Below are 20425 nucleotides of genomic sequence, written 5' to 3' on the forward strand. Positions count from 1 at the left end.
TTAATCATAAATATTATAATTTAAAACACAAAAATTTTATAAAGATGATCATTTATAGAAAAAATAGCCTGTTTGAGTTTATATCAACAGGCTTTTTTGATAGATTTTATTAACTAATAATTAATTGTTTATTTTTTTGTAAACAAATATTTTTAATAAATTTTTTGTTAATATTTAGATGTTGCTCAAGCAAAAACTTTGGGGTATTAGATAACCATTGATTTAAAGATATATCTGAATAATAGCTGCTTTTAAAAATTTCAAGAAAAATTAATAAAGTATTCCCAATATTTTCAATATAATGACCCATACCATATGGAATAGAAACTACATCATATTGTTTAACATTATAAGTTCTAGACTCATTAGAAGAAGCAAAAATTCCTAACTTTCCTGTTCCTGAAATGTAATATTGCCATTCATCATTATTCGGATGCCAGTGTAACTCACGAATAGCTTTTGGTTGAAGTTCTATTAAAGCTGCTGATATAGTTTTAGATATAAAAAAATTAGAACTATCAGCTATTCTTACTGTTCCACCTGAAAGCGCTATCGGATTCTGTTTATACAAATTATGATAAAATTTTGTTGCAGACTTATCTTTTTTTTTTATATTATTAGATATTTCGTTATAGTTAGATATTTTTCCAGAAAAAATATATTTATTTTTTGTAGTGGGTAAGTTATAGAATATATGTTCAGGTAAATTAAAATTTTTTGACAAAATTTTAATAGGAACATGTTTTAACCAATCACTTAATAAGAAGGTACTATCTTCATCAAAATTTCCGTTATCGAATACTAATAAAAATTCACAGCCATCAGGCTCCATACCTTGAATAGAATGAGGAATTGCGGATGGAAAATACCATAAATCACCAGCTTGAATATCTTTAATAAAAAATTTTCCTTCAACGTCTAAAGCTGTTATTCTAGCTTTTCCATAAATCATATATGCCCATTCACTTTCTTTATGCCAATGAAGTTCACGTATTCCTCCACAATATAACCGCATATTAACACCAGCAATGGTATGTGAAATTTTTATTTCTCTTTTAGTAACTTGTCTAGTCCATCCTCCACTTCCATAACGAATATGTGCATCTTTAAAAGAAAATTTTAAGTTAGGTAAAGTTCCATTATCTGTTTTTTCAGAATTAATTAATGTTTGATTTTTGTTAAATTTTTGAAAATTATTAGATTTTTGTTGATCATCAAAATTATTAATATTTTTTCCATGAACATTATTTAATGTCAAAGCTAACGCACTACTTGCTGCTAATGTTATGAAATTTCTTCTAGAAATGGAAGATTTCATTAAATTTTTCCTTTTTAAAAAATTGAAAAGAAACTTTATAAAACTAAAAAAATAATAAATAATTCTTCTTATCAAGAAATATAATACTTTATTGATATAAGTTTAATAAAAAATTTAAAAAATTAAATTTAATATTATATTTATATAAATAAGTTGATAAAATCTATTATATGTAAGTTTTTATAGTTTCGTTATATCTTTATCTCTTAAAAAAGCATTAAATTTTTTTTTCAAATTATATACACAAGCATTTATTGTTTGTGATATATCTTTTTCTGTAAGAGTATGTGTAAAACTTTGTAAAGTTATACGAAGAGATATGCTTTTGTATCCTTTTTTTATTTTTTCTCCGTAATATACGTCAAAAACATTTATACTTATCAAGTTTTTGATAGATTTTTCACACTCTTTTATAATATCCATTGATAATATTGTATATGGAACAATAACTGATATATCTCGAGAATTAAAAGGATATTTTGAAATGTTATGTATTTTATTAATTTTTTTTCTTTTTAAAATTTCATTAATAAACAGCTCAAAAACCACAATAGTACCGTGCAAATTTAATTTATTTTTTAAAATTGGATGCAATAATCCAATATAACCAACATTTTTATTTGCTAAATAAACATTTGTGCTTGTATCAGGAATTAGTATTTGATGGTTCCCTCTACGAAATTCAATGTTTTTTGTATGTCCTAATAATTGAAATATTGACTCTAAAATTCCTTTTAAATCATAAAAATCTACATTTTTTTTTTTATAGTCCCAATGTTCCTCATGTCGTTCGCCAGTAATTACAGCAGATAACATAAATTTTTGCTCTACTCCTAAATCTTGATTATCTTTAGGAAAGAAACAATATCCATGTTCAAAAAAATATAAATTATATATCTGTCTGTTTTGATTATAAGCTACTGTACTTAGTAATCCATATAAAAGAGAACAACGCATTGTAGACAAATCTTTCGAAATAGGATTTTTTAAAGATAAGATATTTTGATCTGGACTAATTAATTTTTGCATTAATGGAGAAATAAAACTATAAGTAATTATTTCTTGAAATCCTTTATTTGTTAATAAAGTTTTAACGTTTTTTAAAAGATTATAAGATTGATCATTATTAACAATCTTTAAACATGTTTTTATAGGAATATTAGGAATATTAGAATAACCATAAATACGTAAAATTTCTTCTATTATATCTTCTTCATAAGATAAATCGTATCTCCAACTTGGTATTTTTATTACCCATTTTTTTGAATCTTTACTAATAATTTTTAACCCAATACGAATTAATATATCGTTAATTTTTTCGTTTTTTATAAGATTTTTTCCTATAAAAGAATCTAAACGTTTACGAAATAATATTATTTTTTTAGGTAAGGGAAGATATTTTTTATAAGTTTTTTTAAAAATAGGACTAGCTTTAGCTTGTCCGCCGCAAATTGATAAAATTAGCTTTGATGCTTTCTCTAAAGCATAACTTTGTAAGTGATAATCTATTTCTTGTTTATATTGTACAATAGAATTATTTTTTGATTTATAGCATTCTGGATTTATATAATCTTCAGAAGGAATAAAAAAACCGCAACCTAGAAATAGATTTGTTTTTTTTTGTTGCGTAAAAAAAGATAAGTTTTCAATTGATCCAATAATTTCAAGTATTTTTTCTTCATCTGATATAACCAATACATTTTTTTTTAAAATGTTTATTTTATTATTAATTAATTCAGTTTTTTCTTTATCAGAGGCTTTGCGTATAATAATAGCATTTTTAATTGAATTATAGTCAAAAAAACTAATAAAGTGACCTAATTCTAAAATAATATAATTTCTAATATCTGTTAATAAGTTTATTGGATGCATTCCACTATTTTTTAGTTTTTCTTGCATCCATATTGGTGTAATAAAGTTAGTATTAACATTTTTGATAATTCTTCCTAAATATGTAGGACAAATGTTTTTATCAATAATTTTTATTGGAAGAACATCTTTTATTTCTGATAGTATTGGATTTATTTTTGGAATGCTAAAAGTTGTATTATGAATTAAAGAAATTTCTCTAGAAAGTCCAAGAATATTTAAACAATCAGGACGATTATAAGGAATACTAAAATCAATTATATGATCTTTTAAATTAAGATAATTAATTATGTTACTACCAACAATTGCATGATTAGATATTTGAAATGTGTTTGCAGATTTTTTAAAATTTTTTATTTGTAAATCATTATATGAACAAATTTTCATTTTAAATGAAAGTGTTGGTTTTATATGATCATTATGAATCTTTTTTTTAAAAAAATGTTCATCTAAAATAGCTATAGCTACTTTATTATTTACTTGGCATGATTTATGATATCCAACTTTGAAAATTTTTTTTTTGTTTTTTCCTACATTGATTGTTATTAAATATTTTACAGTATTTAATAATGTATTCTTATTTTTTTCAGAAGCAACAATTTCTCCAATAATAACATTCTCAAATTTATTTAATATAGGTTCAACAGAATTAATTTCTAATCCATACATAACCCATTTTTTAATTACTGTATTTTCTAAAGATAAATTATTGATCCATTCACATAACCAAGATTCGCTAAATTTCATGTAATGTCCTGTATTAATGGAATTGCTTTAAAAAACGTACATCATTTTCAAAAAAAATACGCAAATCAGTGATTTTATATCTTAACATTGTTAATCTTTCTACTCCCATTCCGAATGCTATTCCAGAATAAAGATTGGAATCAATGTTACCTTCTTTTAGCACTTTTGGGTGTACCATGCCACAACCTAATACTTCTAGCCATTTTTTATCACTGCGCATTATATCTACTTCAGCAGAAGGTTCTGTAAAAGGAAAATAAGAAGGACGAAAACGTATTTCTATATCTTTTTCAAAAAAAAGTTTTAAAAAAGAACTTAATATCCACTTAAGATTTGCAAAACTAATGTTTTTTTCTACCATTAAACCTTCTATTTGATGAAACATAGGTGTATGGGTACGATCGTAATCGTTACGATATACACGACCTGATGTAATAAAACGTAGAGGTGGGTTATATTTCTTCATTATTCTATTTTGAATACTAGATGTTTGAGTACGTAATAATCGATGTTCATCAAACCAAAATGTATCATGTTCTGTGCGTGCAGGATGATTTTCAGGGATATTTAAAGCATCAAAATTATAATAAGAATTTTCTATTTCTAAACCATTTACTATATTAAAACCTAAGTTATTAAAAAATAATTCAATTTCGTAAATAGTTTGAATAATTGGATGCAACTTACCACATCTTGTGTTCCTTCCAGGAAGTGTTATATCCATTTTTTCGTTGTTTAAAAAATCATTAGTTTTTTCTTTCTCCAAAAAAATTTTGCGGTTTGTTAATTCAATTATTATTTTTTTCTTTGATATATTGATTAATTGACCTAATATACGACGTTCATTAATTGGCATACTATGCAATAGTTGTATTTTTTTTGTTAATATTCCTTTTTTTCCTAAATATTGAATACGTATTTTTTCTAAATTTTTGATATTATCTGATTTATTAATAGCTTCTAATATAATTGTTGTTAATTCTTCAATTTGATACATTTTTTTAATAAAAAAATAATAATTTTTATATTATTCAATTCATGAAACAATAAAAATTTATGTTTTAAATATTGCTGAAAAATTATTTTCAGCAATGGTATATTTTATACAGATTTTGGTAAAATTTTTGTTCTTTCAATTAGTGTATTAAAAGCAGGTTTATCAAAAACAGCTATATCTGCTAAAACTTTTCTATTGATTTGAATTGATAATTTTTTTAATCTGTTAATAACATGACTATAAGATAATCCATTTTGTCGTGCAGCAGCATTTATACGAGTAATCCATAATTTTCTAAATTGACGTTTTTTTTGTTTTCGATCACGGTAAGCATATTGCTCAGATTTCATAACTGCTTGAAAAGCTACTCGATAAGATCGAGAACGTGCTCCATAATATCCTTTCGCGCGTTTTAAAATTTTTTTGTGACGTGCATGAGCAGATACACCACGTTTTACACGAGGCATAATTGTCTCCTTTTTCTTAATTGTAACTTAAGTATATTATTATACATATGGTAAACACATTATTACTGAATTTCTATTACTTTTTGATATAATTCCTTTAGAGCGTAATGATCTTTTTCGTTTTGTATTTTTTTTAGTAAGAATATGACGTAAATTGGCATGTTTATATTTAAAATTACCAGAAGACGTTTTTTTAAATCTTTTAGCTGCGCTTTTAATTGTTTTTATTTTAGGCATATTAAATTTTATCCAATTTTATGAAAAATTTATCAAAATATACAATTATCCGTACAGCTTAAAGCTATACGGATATAAAATTTGTTTTCGAGATATCTTATTTTTTTTTCGGTGCAAGCATCATAATCATTTGTCGACCTTCAATTTTTGAAGGAAAAAATTCTACTGTTGATAATTCAATTAAATCATTTTTAATACGATTAAGCATATCTATTCCAATTTGTTGATGTGCCATTTCTCGTCCTCTAAAACGTATAGTTACTTTAGTTTTATCTCCTAAATTTAAAAATTTTATGAGGTTTCGTAACTTAATTTTGTAATCACCTTCATCTGTATTTGGACGAAACTTAATTTCTTTTATTTGAATAATTTTTTGTTTTTTCTTCTGTTCTTTAGAAGATTTATTTTTCTCATAAAGAAATTTACCATAGTCTATAATACGACAAACAGGTGGGTTAGCATTTGAGCTAATTTCTACTAAATCAACACCTGCTTCTGTTGATTTTTCTAAAGCTTGACGTAAACTCATAATACCTAATTGAACTCCGTTTTCATCTGTTAAACGGACTTCCGTTGCACGAATTTCATAATTAATACGATTTGGACGCATTATTTGTATTTTTTTTCCACCTTTAATACTTTATTTCCTCCTTTTAAGAAATATTTCTATCAGAAATTTCTTGCATTAATTGACTAATAAATAAATCAATATTTATTGATCCAAGATTTTTACCACGATATGTACGAACAGTCACTGTTTTATTTTTTATTTCTTTTTCTCCAAAAAACAGTAAATAAGGAACACGTAATAATATATATTCACGAATTTTAAATCCTATTTTTTCGTTTCTCAGATCAGTTTTTATACGAAGTTTTGGATATTGTAAACATAATTTTTTTTTTAAATTTTTAACATATTCTATTTGATTAGAGTTGATATTTATTAAAACTGCTTGTACTGGAGAAATCCAAGTAGGTAAAAAACCAGCGAATTCTTCAATTAAAATTCCAATAAAACGCTCAATTGATCCAAGAATAGCTCTATGAATTATAATCGGTTTTTCTCGACAGTTTTTTTCATTAATATATGTAATATTTAAATTTTTTGAAAGAGAAAAATCTAATTGAATAGTTCCACATTGCCATTCTCTATTTAAACAATCATGTAAAATAAATTCAATTTTTGGGCCATAAAACGCTCCTTCGCCTATTTGGTATTGAAAATCAATGTCGTTTTTTTTTAATAAATCAGCTAATATTTTTTCTGATTTATTCCAAACATCTATATCTCCAATATGTTTTTTAGGTCTTGTTGAAAGTTTTACATCAATCTTTTTAAAACCAAAAATTTTATATATATCATATATTGTATGAATACAATGATTTACTTCATTAGATATTTGTTTTTCTGTACAAAAAATATGTGCATCATCTTGAGTAAAGTTTCTTAAACGCATTAATCCATGTAAAGATCCTGATGATTCATTTCTATGACAACTACCAAATTCAGCCATTCTTATAGGTAAATCTCGATATGATTTAATATTTTGTTTAAAAATTTGTGCATGTCCTGGACAGTTCATTGGCTTTATACAAAAATTACGATTTTCTGATACTATTGTAAACATTGAATCTTTATAATTTTCCCAATGTCCCGTTTTTTTCCATAAATTTTGGTCTAAAATAAGAGGAGATTTTACTTCTTGATAATTGTATTTTTTTAATTTATGTCTAATTAAATTTTTTAACTCTTGAAATATTATCCAACCATTATTATGCCAAAAAACTGATCCTGCAGCTTCTTCTTGTACATGAAAAAGATTACATTGTTTCCCTAATTTTCGATGATCACGTTTATTTATTTCTGCTATTTTAAGTAAATAGTTATTTAATTCTTTTCTATTTTTATAACATACTCCATGTATTCGTTGTAACATTTTATTGTTACTATTATTTTGCCAATAAGCACCTGAAATTTTTTCTAATTTAAAATAGTTACAGAAATTTATATCTGATACTAAAGGGCTAAAACACATATCTACATAATTTTTACAAAAATAAAGATTTATAAGAGTATCTTTTGAGATATTTTTCTTTAATACTTGTATTTTATATGATTCTTTTCTTTCATTAAATATATTATATGCATTTTGCCAAGTTACTGTTTTTTTTGAAATTAAACGTTTTTTATTTATAAAAGTATTTATATACTGCTCTAAAAATAAAAGATCGTTTACATTGATAGAGTAATCTAAATCAATATCATAGTAGAAACCGTTTTCTGTAATTGAATATGTAGCCATTTTACTTGTTGGCCATCTTTTTTTAATAGCATAACCTAGCAGATAAACACAGGAATTACGTATTATTTTAATACTTTCGTCATTTTCTAATAAAATAAATTCTAAAAAAGAATCTTTTTCAATATAATCTGTTATATCTGATAGTTTACCATTTATTTTAAACGTAACACAATTTTCATATGGAACGAAATTAACATTGTTTACTATGTCTAATATTTGAATTTTAGAGTCATATTTTAATTTATTTCCACAAGGAAAAGTAACGATAGGCATTTTATATCCTTGCTTTTAAAATAAAAAATCTTTAAAAAAAATATTTTGTGTGTATTAAAAATTTTAAAATTTATATAAGTAAAATTCATTATATATATTTTTATTAATTTTTAAAATTTATATAAAATTTATAACAATAGAATGAGCTAAAAAATATTACTAAAAACTAAAATTAAAAAATATTCTATTTTATAATATTTTTTTAATTTTAGTTTTTTATAAAAAAATAAAAAGTTTTTTAAATATAGTATATTTTTAAAAAAAAATGAGTTTTTTAGAAGATTGTTCATAAAAATAATAGAAAATTTGGATGTATTTATGACATCAAACGGACATGTTTTTTTTTCTCTTGCTACAATTATTTTTGTTAAACGTGCTGAATTAACTAAATCTATAGAAAATGCCGATTTTTGGCATTTAGTTTTTGCAAGTTTTTTGACTTGTCTACTTCCAGATATTGATCATACTCAATCTTTTATTGGTAAAAAATTAAAATTTTTATCTAAATCAATTTCACGTATTTTTGGACATAGAGGTTTTACTCATAGTTTATTTTGTCTATTAAATATTTTTATTTTACAAAAAATAATAACAAATTTATCAATAATTCCATACGATATCGGTCAAGGATTTTTTTTAGGATACTTAAGCCACATATTAGCTGATAGTTTTACACCACATGGAGTAAAATTATTTTGGCCATTAAAATATCGTTTTCGTATTCCTTTTTTAAAAAATTATAAAAATTATCAATCAGAAAAAATTTTTTGTATATTAATTATAAGTTATGTTACTTGGTATCCAATGAAATATTCTTTATACTATCATAATCGTTGGTTAAAATTTGTTATTTTTTTTATAAAAACAAAAATATTTTACTTGAAATATTTAATTACTTTATATTTTAGTACTTAAAAATAATAATGTATTTTTTTAAAATACTTTAAAAATATTAATTAACCTTCTTTTTAAAAAATTATTAATGAATATTTTATGTCTTTACAAAAAGAAATTATAAATAAATTAAATGTTAAACCATTTATTAATAACATAACAACATTATATCAAATAATTAATTATCTAAAAAATTATTTAATGATACATTGCAAAATTAAAAAACTAATTGTAGGAATTAGTGGAGGACAAGATTCAGCTTTAGTAGGAAAGATAGCACAAATTACAATTAATGAAATACGTAAGAAAACTTTAGATAAAAACTATAAATTTTTTGCTATACGGCTGCCATATGGCAAACAAAATGATGAAAAAGATTGTCAAGACGTACTAAACTTCATTCAGCCTGATCGTGTTTTTACAATTAATATAAAAAATACTATCACAGCATCTGAAAAATCTCTTCATAAAGCAGGAATAAAAATTTCAGATTTTGTTAAAGGTAACATGAAGGCACGTGAAAGAATGAAAATACAATATGCTATTGCTAATTTGTTTTCTGGTATTGTTTTAGGAACTGACCATGCGGCAGAAGCAGTTACAGGTTTTTATACAAAATATGGTGATGGAGCATCTGATATTAACCCGATTGCTCATTTAAATAAAAGGCAAGGTAAACAATTATTAAAGTTTTTAGGATGTCCTGCTCATATTTATTTTAAAAATCCTAAACCTGGTTTAGAAGATAATGCAATAAATTTAAAAGATGAAAGCATTCTTGGTGTAACTTATAATTTAATTGACAATTATTTAGAGGGTAAAAAAGTAGATAAATTTTATGCAAATATTATTGAAAATTTATATTTAAAAAATTTTCATAAATATATGTTACCGTTAACAATTTTTCAAAAATTATGAAAATACATTCAAATAATATTTAATTAACAATCTCTGTAAAAAAAGTAAATACCATGAAAAAAAATAAGTCCTATTTTCGAATAGATCACTTACGTCAAGAATATCTTAGAGATACATTAAATTTTAAAAATTTACCTAAAGATCCATTTTTTTTATTTGATTCTTGGATAAAAGAGGCATATGCATCAAAAATTTTAGAGCCTAACGCTATGACACTAGCTACAGTAAATAAAAATGGTTATCCTTATCAAAGAATTGTTCTTTTAAAGAAATATAGCATTAATAAATTAATATTCTATACTAATTTCAATAGTCGTAAAGCTAATCATATATGCAATAATGATAATGTTTCCCTGCATTTCTTTTGGAATAAATTTGAACGTCAAGTGATGTTTTTAGGAAAAATAAAAAAATTATCTTTTAAAGAAAGTAGTAATTATTTTTATTCTAGACCTTATTTAAACCAAATTAGTACCTGGGTATCTAATCAATCTAATTATATATCTTGTCGTAATATTTTAGAAAAAAAATTTCTACAATATCAAAAAAAATTTAAAGAAAATGAAGTACCATATCCTTTATTTTGGGGAGGATTTTTTGTTATTTATAATATAGTTGAATTTTGGCAAGGACGATCTTATAGATTGCATGACCGTTTTATTTATAAAAAAAAAAATAAAAAGTGGACTATTAATCGTTTATCTCCTTAAATATATTTTAGGTTAAAATTATTTTATTTAGGTATAATAATACATAAAAGAGTAATTAATATGAATATTCAATTCATTGATAATTTAAAAAATAGAGGGATTATTTCACAAATTACTGATGAAAAATTTTTACAAAATTTGTTATTAAAAAAAAATTTTTCTCTTTATTGTGGTTTTGATCCTACTGCTGATAGTTTACATTTAGGACATTTGTTACCTTTAATGTGTTTAAAACGTTTTCAAAATATAGGATGTAAACCAATAATTTTATTGGGAGGTGCAACAAGTTTAATAGGTGATCCAAGTTTTAAAGAAGGTGAAAGAATCTTAAATCTTCATAAAGATATTGAGCAATGGACTGAAAAAATTTGTTCACAAATTAAAAAATTTTTAAATTTTAATTGTGGAGAAAATAGCGCAATTATAATAAATAATTATCATTGGTTTAAAAATATAAATATTTTAAAATTTTTACGAGATATTGGTAAGTATTTTTCTGTAAATCAAATGATTAATAAAGAATCTGTAAAAAAAAGATTTTTTAGAAAAGATAAAGGTATTTCTTTTACGGAATTTTCTTATAGTTTATTACAAGCATATGACTTTACTTATGTTTACAAAAATTATAATGTTATGCTCCAAATTGGAGGATCGGATCAATGGGGCAATATTACTGCCGGCATTGATTTAACATATCGTTTTTATAAGAAAAAGGTTTTGGGTTTAACCATACCTTTACTTACAAAATCTGATGGTAAAAAGTTTGGCAAAACTGAAGAAGGCAATATATGGATTGATAAAGAAAAAACTACTCCATACAGTTTTTATCAGTTTTGGATAAATACCAGCGATACAGATGTTTATAAGTTTATGAAACTTTTTACGTTTATAGATATACACAAAATTCAAGAAATGGAGAAAAAAAATGATGTGTATACATTAAAAAAAGCGAAAGAAAAATTGGCTAATGAAATGACACGTATAGTTCATGGAGAAAAGATATTATCTTTTGTGAGAAAAATTAGCAAAATATTATTTACGGATTCATTGTATCAATTAAAAGAAAAAGATTTTGAAAATTTAATAAAAAATGGAATACCTACAATAAATCTTTTTAACAATTTAGATCTACAACAAACTTTAATTCATTGTCAATTCATTTCATCGCGCACTCAAGCAAAAAATTTGATAAAATCTAATGCTATTTCAATTAATAGCAAAAAAATCAACAATATTAATTACATATTTAACAACCATGATAAAATTTTTAATCGTTTTACTTTATTATGCCGAGGTAAAAAAAAATATTGTTTAATACAGTGGATTTAACGTTAAATTTATAAACGTTTTTCTTTATATTCACATAAATTTTGTATTATACATAAACTGCAATTAAAAAATTTTGCTTTACATCTTATACGTCCATGTTTTACTAGCAAAAAATGACATTTTTTTTTCATTTCTTTTGGGACTATTTGAAGTAATTTTTTTTCTACAATGTTTACATTATTTCCTATAGCTAATCCTGTTCTATTAGCTATGCGAAATACATGAGTATCTACAGCAATAGTTGGAAAGTTAAAAACATAATTAAGAATAATATTTGCTGTTTTTCTACCTATTCCAGGTAAACTTTCTAGATCTTGTCTATTATTTGGAATTACACTATTATATTTATATATTAGTATTTTACATATTGATATAATATTTTTAGATTTTATATTAAATAATCCAAGGTTTTTAATAAAAAATTTTATTTGATCTAATCCAATATTTAACATTTTTTCTGGAGTATTAGCTATAGCATATAATTTTTTAGTTGATTTGTTAACATTTATATCTCTAGTTTGTGCAGAAAGCATAACAGATATTAATAGTTCAAACGGTGAATTAAATTCCAGTGTCATTGTTTCAATGTTGTAGCAATTTTGTAATTTTTCAAAAATTTTGATACATTTTTTTTTATTCATATATATCTTATAGTTAAAATAACTTATAAAAAAAAATCTATTAAATATAATATACAAAAAAATACATTAATTATTTTTTATTATCATAAAAATACATTATACTAAAAAAAAAATTAGCTAAAACAATAAAATTTATTGACGCTTGAATATTAAAAAGAGATAATGAATTTTATAGCTACGTAGCTCAGTTGGTTAGAGCACAGCACTCATAACGCTGGGGTCACAGGTTCAATTCCTGTCGTAGCTACATTATTATGCGGGAGTGGCGAAAACTGGTAGACGCACCAGATTTAGGTTCTGGCACTTAAGCAAAGTATGCGAGTTCAAATCTCGCCTTCCGCATTTTGAAAAATAGTGGGGTATAGCCAAGCGGCAAGGCACCGGTTTTTGATACCGGCATCCCTGGTTCGAATCCAGGTACCCCAGAAAAGATTAATACAATATTTTAAATATCCCATGTTTATAAAAAATGTATTAAAATAATGACAATTATAATATTGTGTAAACTTTAGTAATTTTATAAAATAAATTTAACTTTTTAAAAAAAAGTTATTACCATTAGGATGGCTAATTTATACATATTTTTATATATATATCATAATCGCTTTTGCACGATATCATTTTATCAAGTATCTTTAATAGAGATGACAAATAGAAAATTTTATGTAAAAACTTGGGGTTGTCAAATGAATGAGTATGATTCTTCTAAAATAGAAGAAATATTAAAAAATACTCGTAAGTATAACCTAACTAAATTTCCTGAAAAAGCAGATATTTTAATATTAAATACTTGTTCTATTCGTGAAAAAGCGCATGAAAAACTTTTTCATCAATTAGGTAGATGGAAAAAATTAAAACAAAACAATACTAATATAATAATTGGAGTAGGGGGTTGCGTTGCTTCACAAGAAGGAAAATCTATATTTAAACGTGCAAACTATGTAGATTTTGTTTTTGGACCACAAACATTACATCGTATCCCTGAAATGATTTTATCTGTTATTAAAGATCAAAAGAAAATAATTGATATAACATTTAACAATAAAGCAAAATTTAAAAAAAAATTTATTAATTATAATAAAAAAATCAGTTCATTTGTTTCTATTATGGAAGGATGTAACAAGTACTGTAGCTATTGTGTTGTACCATACACGAGAGGACGTGAGTTCAGTCGATCTATTGATGATATTTTATTTGAAATAAAACAATTATCTAAAAATGGGACACGTGAAATTCATTTATTAGGTCAAAATGTAAATGCTTATTCCACAAAAAACGCTAGTACTAATGAACAACATAATTTTTCAGATTTATTAAAACTTGTATCTGAAATTAATGGCATTGATCGTATTCGTTTTACTACTAGTCATCCTTTAGAGTTTACAGATGATATAATAAATATGTATAAAAACACTAAAAAATTAGTTAATTTTTTACATCTCCCTATTCAAAGTGGTTCAGATAAGATTTTAAAAAAAATGAAACGCTGTTATACAGTAGAACAATATAAAAATATTATTCGAAAAATACGCAACGTTCGTCCTAATATTCATATTAGTTCTGATTTTATTGTAGGTTTTCCAGGAGAAACGGATGAAGATTTTGAAAAAACTATAACTGTGCTTTCTGAAATTAATTTTGATTTGAGTTTTAGTTTTATTTACTCTCCTAGACCAGGTACACCTGCTTATCGCTTAAACGACAACATTTCTATCGACAAAAAAAAAGAACGCTTATATTTTTTACAAAAAATTCTTAATCAACAAGCATTACAATGGAGTCGTAGAATGTTAGGTACAGTACAAAACGTTCTCGTAGAAGGACCTTCAAAAAATAATATCATGGAACTATTTGGCAGAACAGAAAATAACAGAATTGTTAATTTTGAAGGTGATCCAACAATGATAGGAAAATTTATTAATATCAAAATTACTGATATTTATGCTCATTCTTTACGAGGAACAGTAAAAAATTTTTAATAATAAAGAAAATAATAACATAATTTTATTTTTAACTGCTATTAAAAAACTTTATTTTAGAAAAATAGCTGAATATTTTTTGTAAATTATTAATATTAATTGTTTAAAAAATAATATTTATATAAATCACTTCAAAAATAATATTTAAATGTTAATTAATGAAAAATTTAGTTTTAAATATACAAATCGCTTGTTCAACACCAAAATACTTACCTAAAAAAAAAGATATATATAATTGGATTAATGCTACTATTCCTTCTCTAAAATATAAAAAATCAATAACATTAAGAGTAGTGAATAAAAAAGAAAGTAGTGAATTAAATTTCAAATATCGAGGAAAAAAAAATCCGACTAATATATTATCTTTTTCATTTCTAGAAACAAATCTTAATCATATTCCATTAATTGGTGATTTAGTTATTTGTGCAGAAATACTTGAAAATGAAGCATATTATCAAAAAAAAAAAATTAAGGAACACTGGGCACATATTATAATTCATGGAACTTTACATTTGTTTGGATATGATCATGTATCTAATCATCAAAAAAAAATTATGGAAAATCTTGAAAAAAAAATCATGATGTCTTTAGGTTATTGTAACCCTTATTTTTGAATATATATTCATATATTACATTTATATTTTTTATAAAATTGTTAATAACCTTTATGCAACACAATAGAAATAATTTTTTTAAATATAAATTAAGCTATTTAATAAAATAAAATTTTTTGTTAATAAAATATTAATTTTTTAGGATATTTTTAATTAAAAAAACGAATAAAATTATAATATTTATAACGTATGGTATGTATTCAATAAAGGAAAGCATATTATGTTAGATGTACTATTGTATTTATTTGAAACATATATATATAATGAAACCAATATTAACTATAAAAAAATCACTAATGATCTTACTGAAGCAGGTTTTTCTTATAAAGATATACTAAGTGCTTTGGAATGGTTAGAACAATTAACAATTTATCAAAAAAATTTTTTAAAAAAAAATTTTTTAAAAAATACCCCAAAAAATCCTTCTATAAGAATATATACTCATAAAGAAAATCAACGTCTAGATGTTAAATGTCAAGAATTTCTTTTATTTTTAGAACGAATAAAAATATTAAATATAGAAACACGAGAAATGGTAATTGATAGTGTGATGTCTTTAGATATATTGGAGTTTAGTGTAAATTATTTACAATGGATTGTGTTAATAGTTTTATTTAATGTTTCTGGATATAATAGCTCTTATAAAAAAATGGAAGAATTAGTTTTTCATCAAACATTAGAAACTGTACATTAATTTAAAAATAAATTTTATAGTATTGAATAAAATTCTTACATATTAAAATTTATTTTCATTATATGATAAAATATATGCATAAAAATAAAAAAGTTAAAACAATAAATTATTGTGTAAAAATACTCCAAAAAAAAAAATTATAGCATATCCTACTGAAGCAATTTTTAGTTTAGGTTGTGATCCTAATAGTAAAGATGCTGTTATGTCCCTTTTATCAATTAAAAAACGTTCTATTAATAAAGGATTTATTTTAATTGCAGATAGTTATATGAAATTAGTTCCATATATCAATCAAAAAAAAATATCTTTATTTCAATATAAAAAAATAATTTTGTCTTCTGTTAATTTTATTACTTATGTTGTACCTGCTGCATTAAATGTTCCGTATTGGATTACAGGAAATTTTCATACATTAGCAATACGTCTGAGTCAACATCCTGATGTAAAAAAAATTTGTAAATCTTTTGGTAAAGCAATAATATCAACTAGTGCAAATATATCTGGACAGAAACCATGTCGTTCAGTTAAAGAGGTTAAAAAAAAATTTGGTAAAAAATTTCCTATTTTAATAGGTCATGTAGGTAACAGGAAATTACCTTCTGAAATACGTGATTTAATGACTAACAAAATTATTAGAAAAGGATAATAAAAAATTTATGAATAAAAAATTTGCAGTTTTTGGTAACCCTATTCAACATAGTAAATCTCCATTAATTCATAAATTGTTTGCAATACAAAATGATATAAAATGTACATATGTAAAAATATGTCCTCTATTGAACAAATTTTCTGAATCAATTGATACTTTTTTTAAAAAAAATAATGGGATAGGAGCAAATGTTACTGTTCCTTTTAAAGAAGAAGCATGGACAATTGCTGATAAACTTAGCAAACGAGCAAAACTTGCAAAATCAGTAAATACTTTAAAAAGAGTTGATGATTTCATTATAGGAGATAATACAGATGGTATTGGTTTATTAAATGATCTTAAAAGATTAAATATGATTTATTTTCAAGACAATATACTAATTATAGGAGCAGGAGGTGCAACAAGAGGAATAATTTTACCATTATTAAAATTTGGATGTTCTTTGAGTATTACCAATCGTACTCTTAGTCGTGCAGAAAAATTAGTTAAATCTATGAATTTAGAAAATAAAATCAAAGTTTTACCGCTAAATAAAGTGAAAAATTATCATTTTAATTTATTAATTAACGCTACATCTAGTGGTATACAAGGAAAGGTTCCTGAAATTTCTGAAAAAATTTTTTATAAAAATTTACGTTGCTATGATCTATTTTATCAAAATAAAATTACCCCTTTTTTATTATGGTGCAAAAATTTAGGAGTTAAAAAATATTCTAATGGTTTAGGTATGCTTGTAGAACAAGCAGCAGAGTCTTTTTATTTTTGGCATAATATTTTTCCAAAAACAAAACCAGTTATAGAATACCTTAAAAAAAATAAAAATTACAAAATATAGAGGTTTTGAACACAATGATGTAAATATTATTATAATATGTTACAATTAAAAACCTTATGAAATTTTAAAGATGTTACGAAAAAAATAAAAAATAAAAACACTTATGTCAATTTTAAATCTTTTATATTATCCAGATAAAAGACTTCGTAATGTTGCTTTACCTGTAAAAATTAATGATAATATTACTAATATAAAAAAAATAATTCATGATATGTTTGATACAATGTATGCAATGGAAGGTATTGGTTTAGCTGCTACTCAAGTGAATATTCATCAACGTATTATTGTAATTGATCTTTTAAAACAAAATAATAGTAAACATGTATTAATTAATCCTCAAATTTTAGAAAAATCAGGAAAAAATACTACTGAAGAAGGATGTTTATCTATTCCTACACAACGTGCTTTTATTGAACGAAAAAAATTAATTAAAATCCGTGCTATAAATTATCATATGAAAGTTTTTGAACTGACTACTGATGGATTATTATCTATTTGTATTCAACATGAAATTGATCATTTAAACGGTAAACTTTTTATTGATTATCTGTCAATATTAAAACGTCAAAGAATTAAAAAAAAATTTGAAAAATTGGCACGAAATAGTTTATTTTCTTAACAACAGTTTATAAAATTAGGTAATTTATTTGTGTCTAAATTATTAAAAATTATTTTTGCAGGCACACCAGATTTTTCTGCTAATCATTTATCTCTTTTATGTAACTCTCATCATAAAATTGTAGGTATATTTACACAACCAGATCGCAAATCTGGAAGAGGAAAGAAAAATAAATCAAGTCCAGTAAAACTTTTAGCTCAGTCAAAAAAAATTCCAGTATTTTACCAAAACTTATTATCTAATAATGAAATGAAGAAAATTATTATTTCATTAAATCCAGATATTATGATAGTTGTAGCTTATGGATATATTTTATCTGAAGAAATATTATCTTTATTTCCGTTAGGAGGTATAAATGTTCATGCTTCATTATTACCTAAATGGAGAGGTGCAACACCTATTCAACATGCATTATTATCTGGTGATAAAGAAACTGGTATTAGTATTATAAAAATGAATGCAGGTATTGATACTGGAGATATTTTATATAAAAAATCATTACCTATTCACGGAAAAGATAACTATCCATCCTTATATAAAAAACTTGCTTTATTAGGATCAAAATCTTTAATTTACTTTTTAAATAAACTAGTAAACAATGAAATTCATATAGAAAAACAAAATAATATTTTTTCAACTTACGCTAAAAAATTTACAAAAAAAGATTCTCGTATCAATTGGAATCTCACTGCTATAGAGTTAGAACGATGTATTCGTGCTTTTCATCCATGGCCATCTAGCTATTTTTTAATAAACAATAAATTAATTAAAGTATTAAAAGCTAGTGTATTAGAACATTTTAATAAAAATCCAAATCCTGGAGAAGTTATTTTAGTTAATAAACAAGGAATACAAGTTGAAACTAATTCAGGAATATTAAATTTAGAAATCATACAACCACCTAATAAAAAACCTATGTTAGTCAAAGATTTTATAAACGCTTATCACAATTGGATATCTCAAGGTTTTGTTATTCCTTAAAAAATGTTACTAAATGGTTGATTTTTATTTTATGAAAAAAAAAAATATAAGAGGTATTGCAGCAAATTTATTAAGTATAGTACTTGAAAAAAAAAAATCACTTGATACAGTATTATCAATAAATTCTTTAAAAAAAGAAAACGATCAATCTTTATTACAAGAAATTTGCTTTGGTGTTATACGTGTGTTACCTCAACTACAATTTATCATAAAAAAGCTAATGTATAGACCTATTATAGATAATAAAAATAAAATTATAAATTATCTTATAATGGTTGGTTTATATCAGATACAATATATGCGTATTCCTAATTACGCTGTTTTATCAGAAACAGTTAATGGAGTATTATGGTGTAACCGTTCATCTTTTAAAGGTTTAGTTAATGCAGTTTTACGTAAATTTATATTAAATCATGAAAATTTTTCGTTAAGTGAAAGTATGTATGATTATTATCATCCATCATGGATGATAAAAACTTTCAAAAAAGATTGGCCTAAAAATTGGAAAAGTATAGTAAAAAATAACAATCTAAAACCACCTTTTTGGATAAGAGTAAATCGTCAATATTTTACTCGAAAAGAATGGTTGAAATTATCAAATTTAAAAAAAAATATAATATTATCTAGAACAGTAAATGATGCAATTCTTATCAAACCTCCAATATCTAAAAAAAAATTGTTTGGTTTTGAAAGAGGTTTTGTTAGTATTCAAGATGTTTCTTCGCAATATTGTGCTATTTTATTAGACCCCAAAAATTATGAAAACATTCTTGATGTTTGCGCTGCTCCTGGCATGAAAACATCACATATTCTAGAAATTGCACCTAAAGTTAATATTTTATCAATAGATATAAATAAAAAACGAATTATAGAATTCAAAAAAAACATGGATCGATTATCTTTAAATATAATTATTCAACAAGGAGATGGACGAAAACCTAAAGAATGGTATAAATCTAAAAAAAAGTTTGATCGCATCATTTTAGATGCTCCTTGTTCAGCAACAGGAATAATCAGAAGACATCCTGATATAAAATGGTTAAGGCTCTCAACAGATATAAAAAAATTTGTTGTTTTACAAAGGGATCTTTTAAATGGAATCTGGCCTCTACTTAAGAAAGAAGGAATTTTATTATACTCTACCTGTTCTGTTTTAAAAGAAGAAAATCAAAATCAAATAACTCATTTTTTAAAAAATAATAAAAACGCAAAAGAAATTTATTTATCGACTGATAATAAATCAATAGGTTTGCAGATGTTTCCTACAAATGAAGGAGGAGATGGTTTTTTTTATGCAAAAATAAAAAAAATCTATTAAATTTATAATTACAATATTAATAATATTTTAGAA

20 protein-coding genes and 3 tRNA genes are annotated in these 20425 nt (G+C 23.7%); 15 read left to right on the forward strand and 8 right to left on the reverse strand.

Annotated features, from left to right (window positions below; translation table 11 throughout):
• Window positions 1-109 precede the first annotated feature (109 nt).
• The 7 genes from TGUWTKB_RS01340 to thrS all read right to left on the reverse strand — a co-directional run bounded on the left by TGUWTKB_RS01340 (window position 110) and on the right by thrS (window position 8211).
• Window positions 110-1318: a cupin domain-containing protein gene (locus TGUWTKB_RS01340; RefSeq protein WP_041062789.1), complete on the reverse strand. Its 1209-nt coding sequence runs from the start codon at window positions 1316-1318 to the stop codon at window positions 110-112.
• Between the two features lie 180 nt (window positions 1319-1498).
• Complete coding sequence (pheT, locus tag TGUWTKB_RS01345; protein ID WP_041062792.1) at window positions 1499-3934, reverse strand: phenylalanine--tRNA ligase subunit beta; 2436 nt, start codon at window positions 3932-3934, stop codon at window positions 1499-1501.
• A gap of 13 nt (window positions 3935-3947) precedes the next feature.
• On the reverse strand, window positions 3948-4931 hold the full coding sequence (pheS, locus tag TGUWTKB_RS01350) for a phenylalanine--tRNA ligase subunit alpha (protein WP_041062795.1): 984 nt from the start codon (window positions 4929-4931) through the stop codon (window positions 3948-3950).
• A gap of 104 nt (window positions 4932-5035) precedes the next feature.
• Window positions 5036-5398 (reverse strand): 50S ribosomal protein L20, encoded by a 363-nt coding sequence (rplT, locus tag TGUWTKB_RS01355; protein ID WP_041062798.1) that lies wholly within the window; start codon window positions 5396-5398, stop codon window positions 5036-5038.
• Between the two features lie 39 nt (window positions 5399-5437).
• Window positions 5438-5635 carry a 50S ribosomal protein L35 gene (rpmI, locus tag TGUWTKB_RS01360; protein WP_041062801.1) on the reverse strand — a complete coding sequence of 66 codons (198 nt, stop codon included), beginning with the start codon at window positions 5633-5635 and terminating at the stop codon, window positions 5438-5440.
• A 97-nt stretch (window positions 5636-5732) separates the two neighbouring features.
• Window positions 5733-6272 (reverse strand): translation initiation factor IF-3, encoded by a 540-nt coding sequence (gene infC, locus TGUWTKB_RS01365; RefSeq protein ID WP_041062804.1) that lies wholly within the window; start codon window positions 6270-6272, stop codon window positions 5733-5735.
• Between the two features lie 16 nt (window positions 6273-6288).
• Window positions 6289-8211 carry a threonine--tRNA ligase gene (gene thrS / locus TGUWTKB_RS01370; RefSeq protein ID WP_041062807.1) on the reverse strand — a complete coding sequence of 641 codons (1923 nt, stop codon included), beginning with the start codon at window positions 8209-8211 and terminating at the stop codon, window positions 6289-6291.
• Between the two features lie 318 nt (window positions 8212-8529).
• Between thrS and TGUWTKB_RS01375 the strand changes: the two genes are divergently transcribed.
• The 4 genes from TGUWTKB_RS01375 to tyrS all read left to right on the forward strand — a co-directional run bounded on the left by TGUWTKB_RS01375 (window position 8530) and on the right by tyrS (window position 12062).
• Complete coding sequence (locus TGUWTKB_RS01375) at window positions 8530-9126, forward strand: metal-dependent hydrolase (RefSeq protein WP_052459540.1); 597 nt, start codon at window positions 8530-8532, stop codon at window positions 9124-9126.
• A gap of 78 nt (window positions 9127-9204) precedes the next feature.
• Window positions 9205-10023 (forward strand): ammonia-dependent NAD(+) synthetase, encoded by an 819-nt coding sequence (nadE, locus tag TGUWTKB_RS01380; RefSeq protein ID WP_041062810.1) that lies wholly within the window; start codon window positions 9205-9207, stop codon window positions 10021-10023.
• A gap of 53 nt (window positions 10024-10076) precedes the next feature.
• On the forward strand, window positions 10077-10733 hold the full coding sequence (gene pdxH, locus TGUWTKB_RS01385; RefSeq protein WP_041062812.1) for a pyridoxamine 5'-phosphate oxidase: 657 nt from the start codon (window positions 10077-10079) through the stop codon (window positions 10731-10733).
• A gap of 60 nt (window positions 10734-10793) precedes the next feature.
• Complete coding sequence (gene tyrS, locus TGUWTKB_RS01390; protein WP_041062814.1) at window positions 10794-12062, forward strand: tyrosine--tRNA ligase; 1269 nt, start codon at window positions 10794-10796, stop codon at window positions 12060-12062.
• Between the two features lie 8 nt (window positions 12063-12070).
• On the opposite strand, the gene nth is transcribed toward tyrS, so the two are convergent.
• Complete coding sequence (gene nth, locus TGUWTKB_RS01395; RefSeq protein ID WP_041062816.1) at window positions 12071-12703, reverse strand: endonuclease III; 633 nt, start codon at window positions 12701-12703, stop codon at window positions 12071-12073.
• Between the two features lie 173 nt (window positions 12704-12876).
• Here nth and TGUWTKB_RS01400 point away from each other — a divergent pair.
• The 11 genes from TGUWTKB_RS01400 (at window position 12877) to rsmB (ending at window position 20392) form a co-directional block, all read left to right on the forward strand.
• Window positions 12877-12950: transfer RNA gene (locus TGUWTKB_RS01400), tRNA-Met, on the forward strand.
• Between the two features lie 9 nt (window positions 12951-12959).
• Window positions 12960-13045 (forward strand) — tRNA-Leu (locus TGUWTKB_RS01405).
• A 13-nt stretch (window positions 13046-13058) separates the two neighbouring features.
• Window positions 13059-13129: transfer RNA gene (locus TGUWTKB_RS01410), tRNA-Gln, on the forward strand.
• A 218-nt stretch (window positions 13130-13347) separates the two neighbouring features.
• On the forward strand, window positions 13348-14682 hold the full coding sequence (gene miaB / locus TGUWTKB_RS01415) for a tRNA (N6-isopentenyl adenosine(37)-C2)-methylthiotransferase MiaB (protein ID WP_041062818.1): 1335 nt from the start codon (window positions 13348-13350) through the stop codon (window positions 14680-14682).
• Between the two features lie 158 nt (window positions 14683-14840).
• The gene (gene ybeY / locus TGUWTKB_RS01420; protein WP_041062821.1) at window positions 14841-15296 is read left to right on the forward strand and encodes an rRNA maturation RNase YbeY; all 456 of its coding nucleotides are present in this window, start codon (window positions 14841-14843) and stop codon (window positions 15294-15296) included.
• Window positions 15297-15516: 220 nt separating this feature from the next.
• Window positions 15517-15990, forward strand: a complete 474-nt coding sequence (locus tag TGUWTKB_RS01425) for a DUF494 family protein (protein ID WP_041062824.1) — start codon at window positions 15517-15519, stop codon at window positions 15988-15990.
• A 109-nt stretch (window positions 15991-16099) separates the two neighbouring features.
• Complete coding sequence (locus tag TGUWTKB_RS01430) at window positions 16100-16636, forward strand: Sua5/YciO/YrdC/YwlC family protein (protein WP_041062827.1); 537 nt, start codon at window positions 16100-16102, stop codon at window positions 16634-16636.
• Between the two features lie 10 nt (window positions 16637-16646).
• Window positions 16647-17474: a shikimate dehydrogenase gene (aroE, locus tag TGUWTKB_RS01435; protein ID WP_041062830.1), complete on the forward strand. Its 828-nt coding sequence runs from the start codon at window positions 16647-16649 to the stop codon at window positions 17472-17474.
• Between the two features lie 103 nt (window positions 17475-17577).
• Window positions 17578-18093: a peptide deformylase gene (def, locus tag TGUWTKB_RS01440; protein ID WP_041062833.1), complete on the forward strand. Its 516-nt coding sequence runs from the start codon at window positions 17578-17580 to the stop codon at window positions 18091-18093.
• Between the two features lie 30 nt (window positions 18094-18123).
• Window positions 18124-19074 carry a methionyl-tRNA formyltransferase gene (fmt, locus tag TGUWTKB_RS01445; protein WP_041062836.1) on the forward strand — a complete coding sequence of 317 codons (951 nt, stop codon included), beginning with the start codon at window positions 18124-18126 and terminating at the stop codon, window positions 19072-19074.
• A gap of 31 nt (window positions 19075-19105) precedes the next feature.
• On the forward strand, window positions 19106-20392 hold the full coding sequence (gene rsmB, locus TGUWTKB_RS01450; protein ID WP_041063558.1) for a 16S rRNA (cytosine(967)-C(5))-methyltransferase RsmB: 1287 nt from the start codon (window positions 19106-19108) through the stop codon (window positions 20390-20392).
• The last annotated feature ends 33 nt before the right edge of the window (window positions 20393-20425 follow it).

The sequence above is a fragment of the Candidatus Tachikawaea gelatinosa genome, assembly GCF_000828815.1.
In the GTDB taxonomy this organism is placed as follows: Bacteria; Pseudomonadota; Gammaproteobacteria; order Enterobacterales; family Enterobacteriaceae; genus Tachikawaea; species Tachikawaea gelatinosa.

Coding starts and splice junctions, on each gene's coding strand:
- nth (WP_041062816.1), bottom strand. CDS start 12,703: ATGAATAAAAAAAAATGTATCAAAATTTTTGAAAAATTACAAAATTGC.
- aroE (WP_041062830.1), top strand. CDS start 16,647: ATGAATAAAAAATTTGCAGTTTTTGGTAACCCTATTCAACATAGTAAA.
- rpmI (WP_041062801.1), bottom strand. CDS start 5,635: ATGCCTAAAATAAAAACAATTAAAAGCGCAGCTAAAAGATTTAAAAAA.
- TGUWTKB_RS01425 (WP_041062824.1), top strand. CDS start 15,517: ATGTTAGATGTACTATTGTATTTATTTGAAACATATATATATAATGAA.
- nadE (WP_041062810.1), top strand. CDS start 9,205: ATGTCTTTACAAAAAGAAATTATAAATAAATTAAATGTTAAACCATTT.
- pdxH (WP_041062812.1), top strand. CDS start 10,077: ATGAAAAAAAATAAGTCCTATTTTCGAATAGATCACTTACGTCAAGAA.
- tyrS (WP_041062814.1), top strand. CDS start 10,794: ATGAATATTCAATTCATTGATAATTTAAAAAATAGAGGGATTATTTCA.
- rsmB (WP_041063558.1), top strand. CDS start 19,106: ATGAAAAAAAAAAATATAAGAGGTATTGCAGCAAATTTATTAAGTATA.
- TGUWTKB_RS01340 (WP_041062789.1), bottom strand. CDS start 1,318: ATGAAATCTTCCATTTCTAGAAGAAATTTCATAACATTAGCAGCAAGT.
- TGUWTKB_RS01375 (WP_052459540.1), top strand. CDS start 8,530: ATGACATCAAACGGACATGTTTTTTTTTCTCTTGCTACAATTATTTTT.
- thrS (WP_041062807.1), bottom strand. CDS start 8,211: ATGCCTATCGTTACTTTTCCTTGTGGAAATAAATTAAAATATGACTCT.
- pheS (WP_041062795.1), bottom strand. CDS start 4,931: ATGTATCAAATTGAAGAATTAACAACAATTATATTAGAAGCTATTAAT.
- pheT (WP_041062792.1), bottom strand. CDS start 3,934: ATGAAATTTAGCGAATCTTGGTTATGTGAATGGATCAATAATTTATCT.
- def (WP_041062833.1), top strand. CDS start 17,578: ATGTCAATTTTAAATCTTTTATATTATCCAGATAAAAGACTTCGTAAT.
- rplT (WP_041062798.1), bottom strand. CDS start 5,398: ATGCCTCGTGTAAAACGTGGTGTATCTGCTCATGCACGTCACAAAAAA.
- ybeY (WP_041062821.1), top strand. CDS start 14,841: ATGAAAAATTTAGTTTTAAATATACAAATCGCTTGTTCAACACCAAAA.
- miaB (WP_041062818.1), top strand. CDS start 13,348: ATGACAAATAGAAAATTTTATGTAAAAACTTGGGGTTGTCAAATGAAT.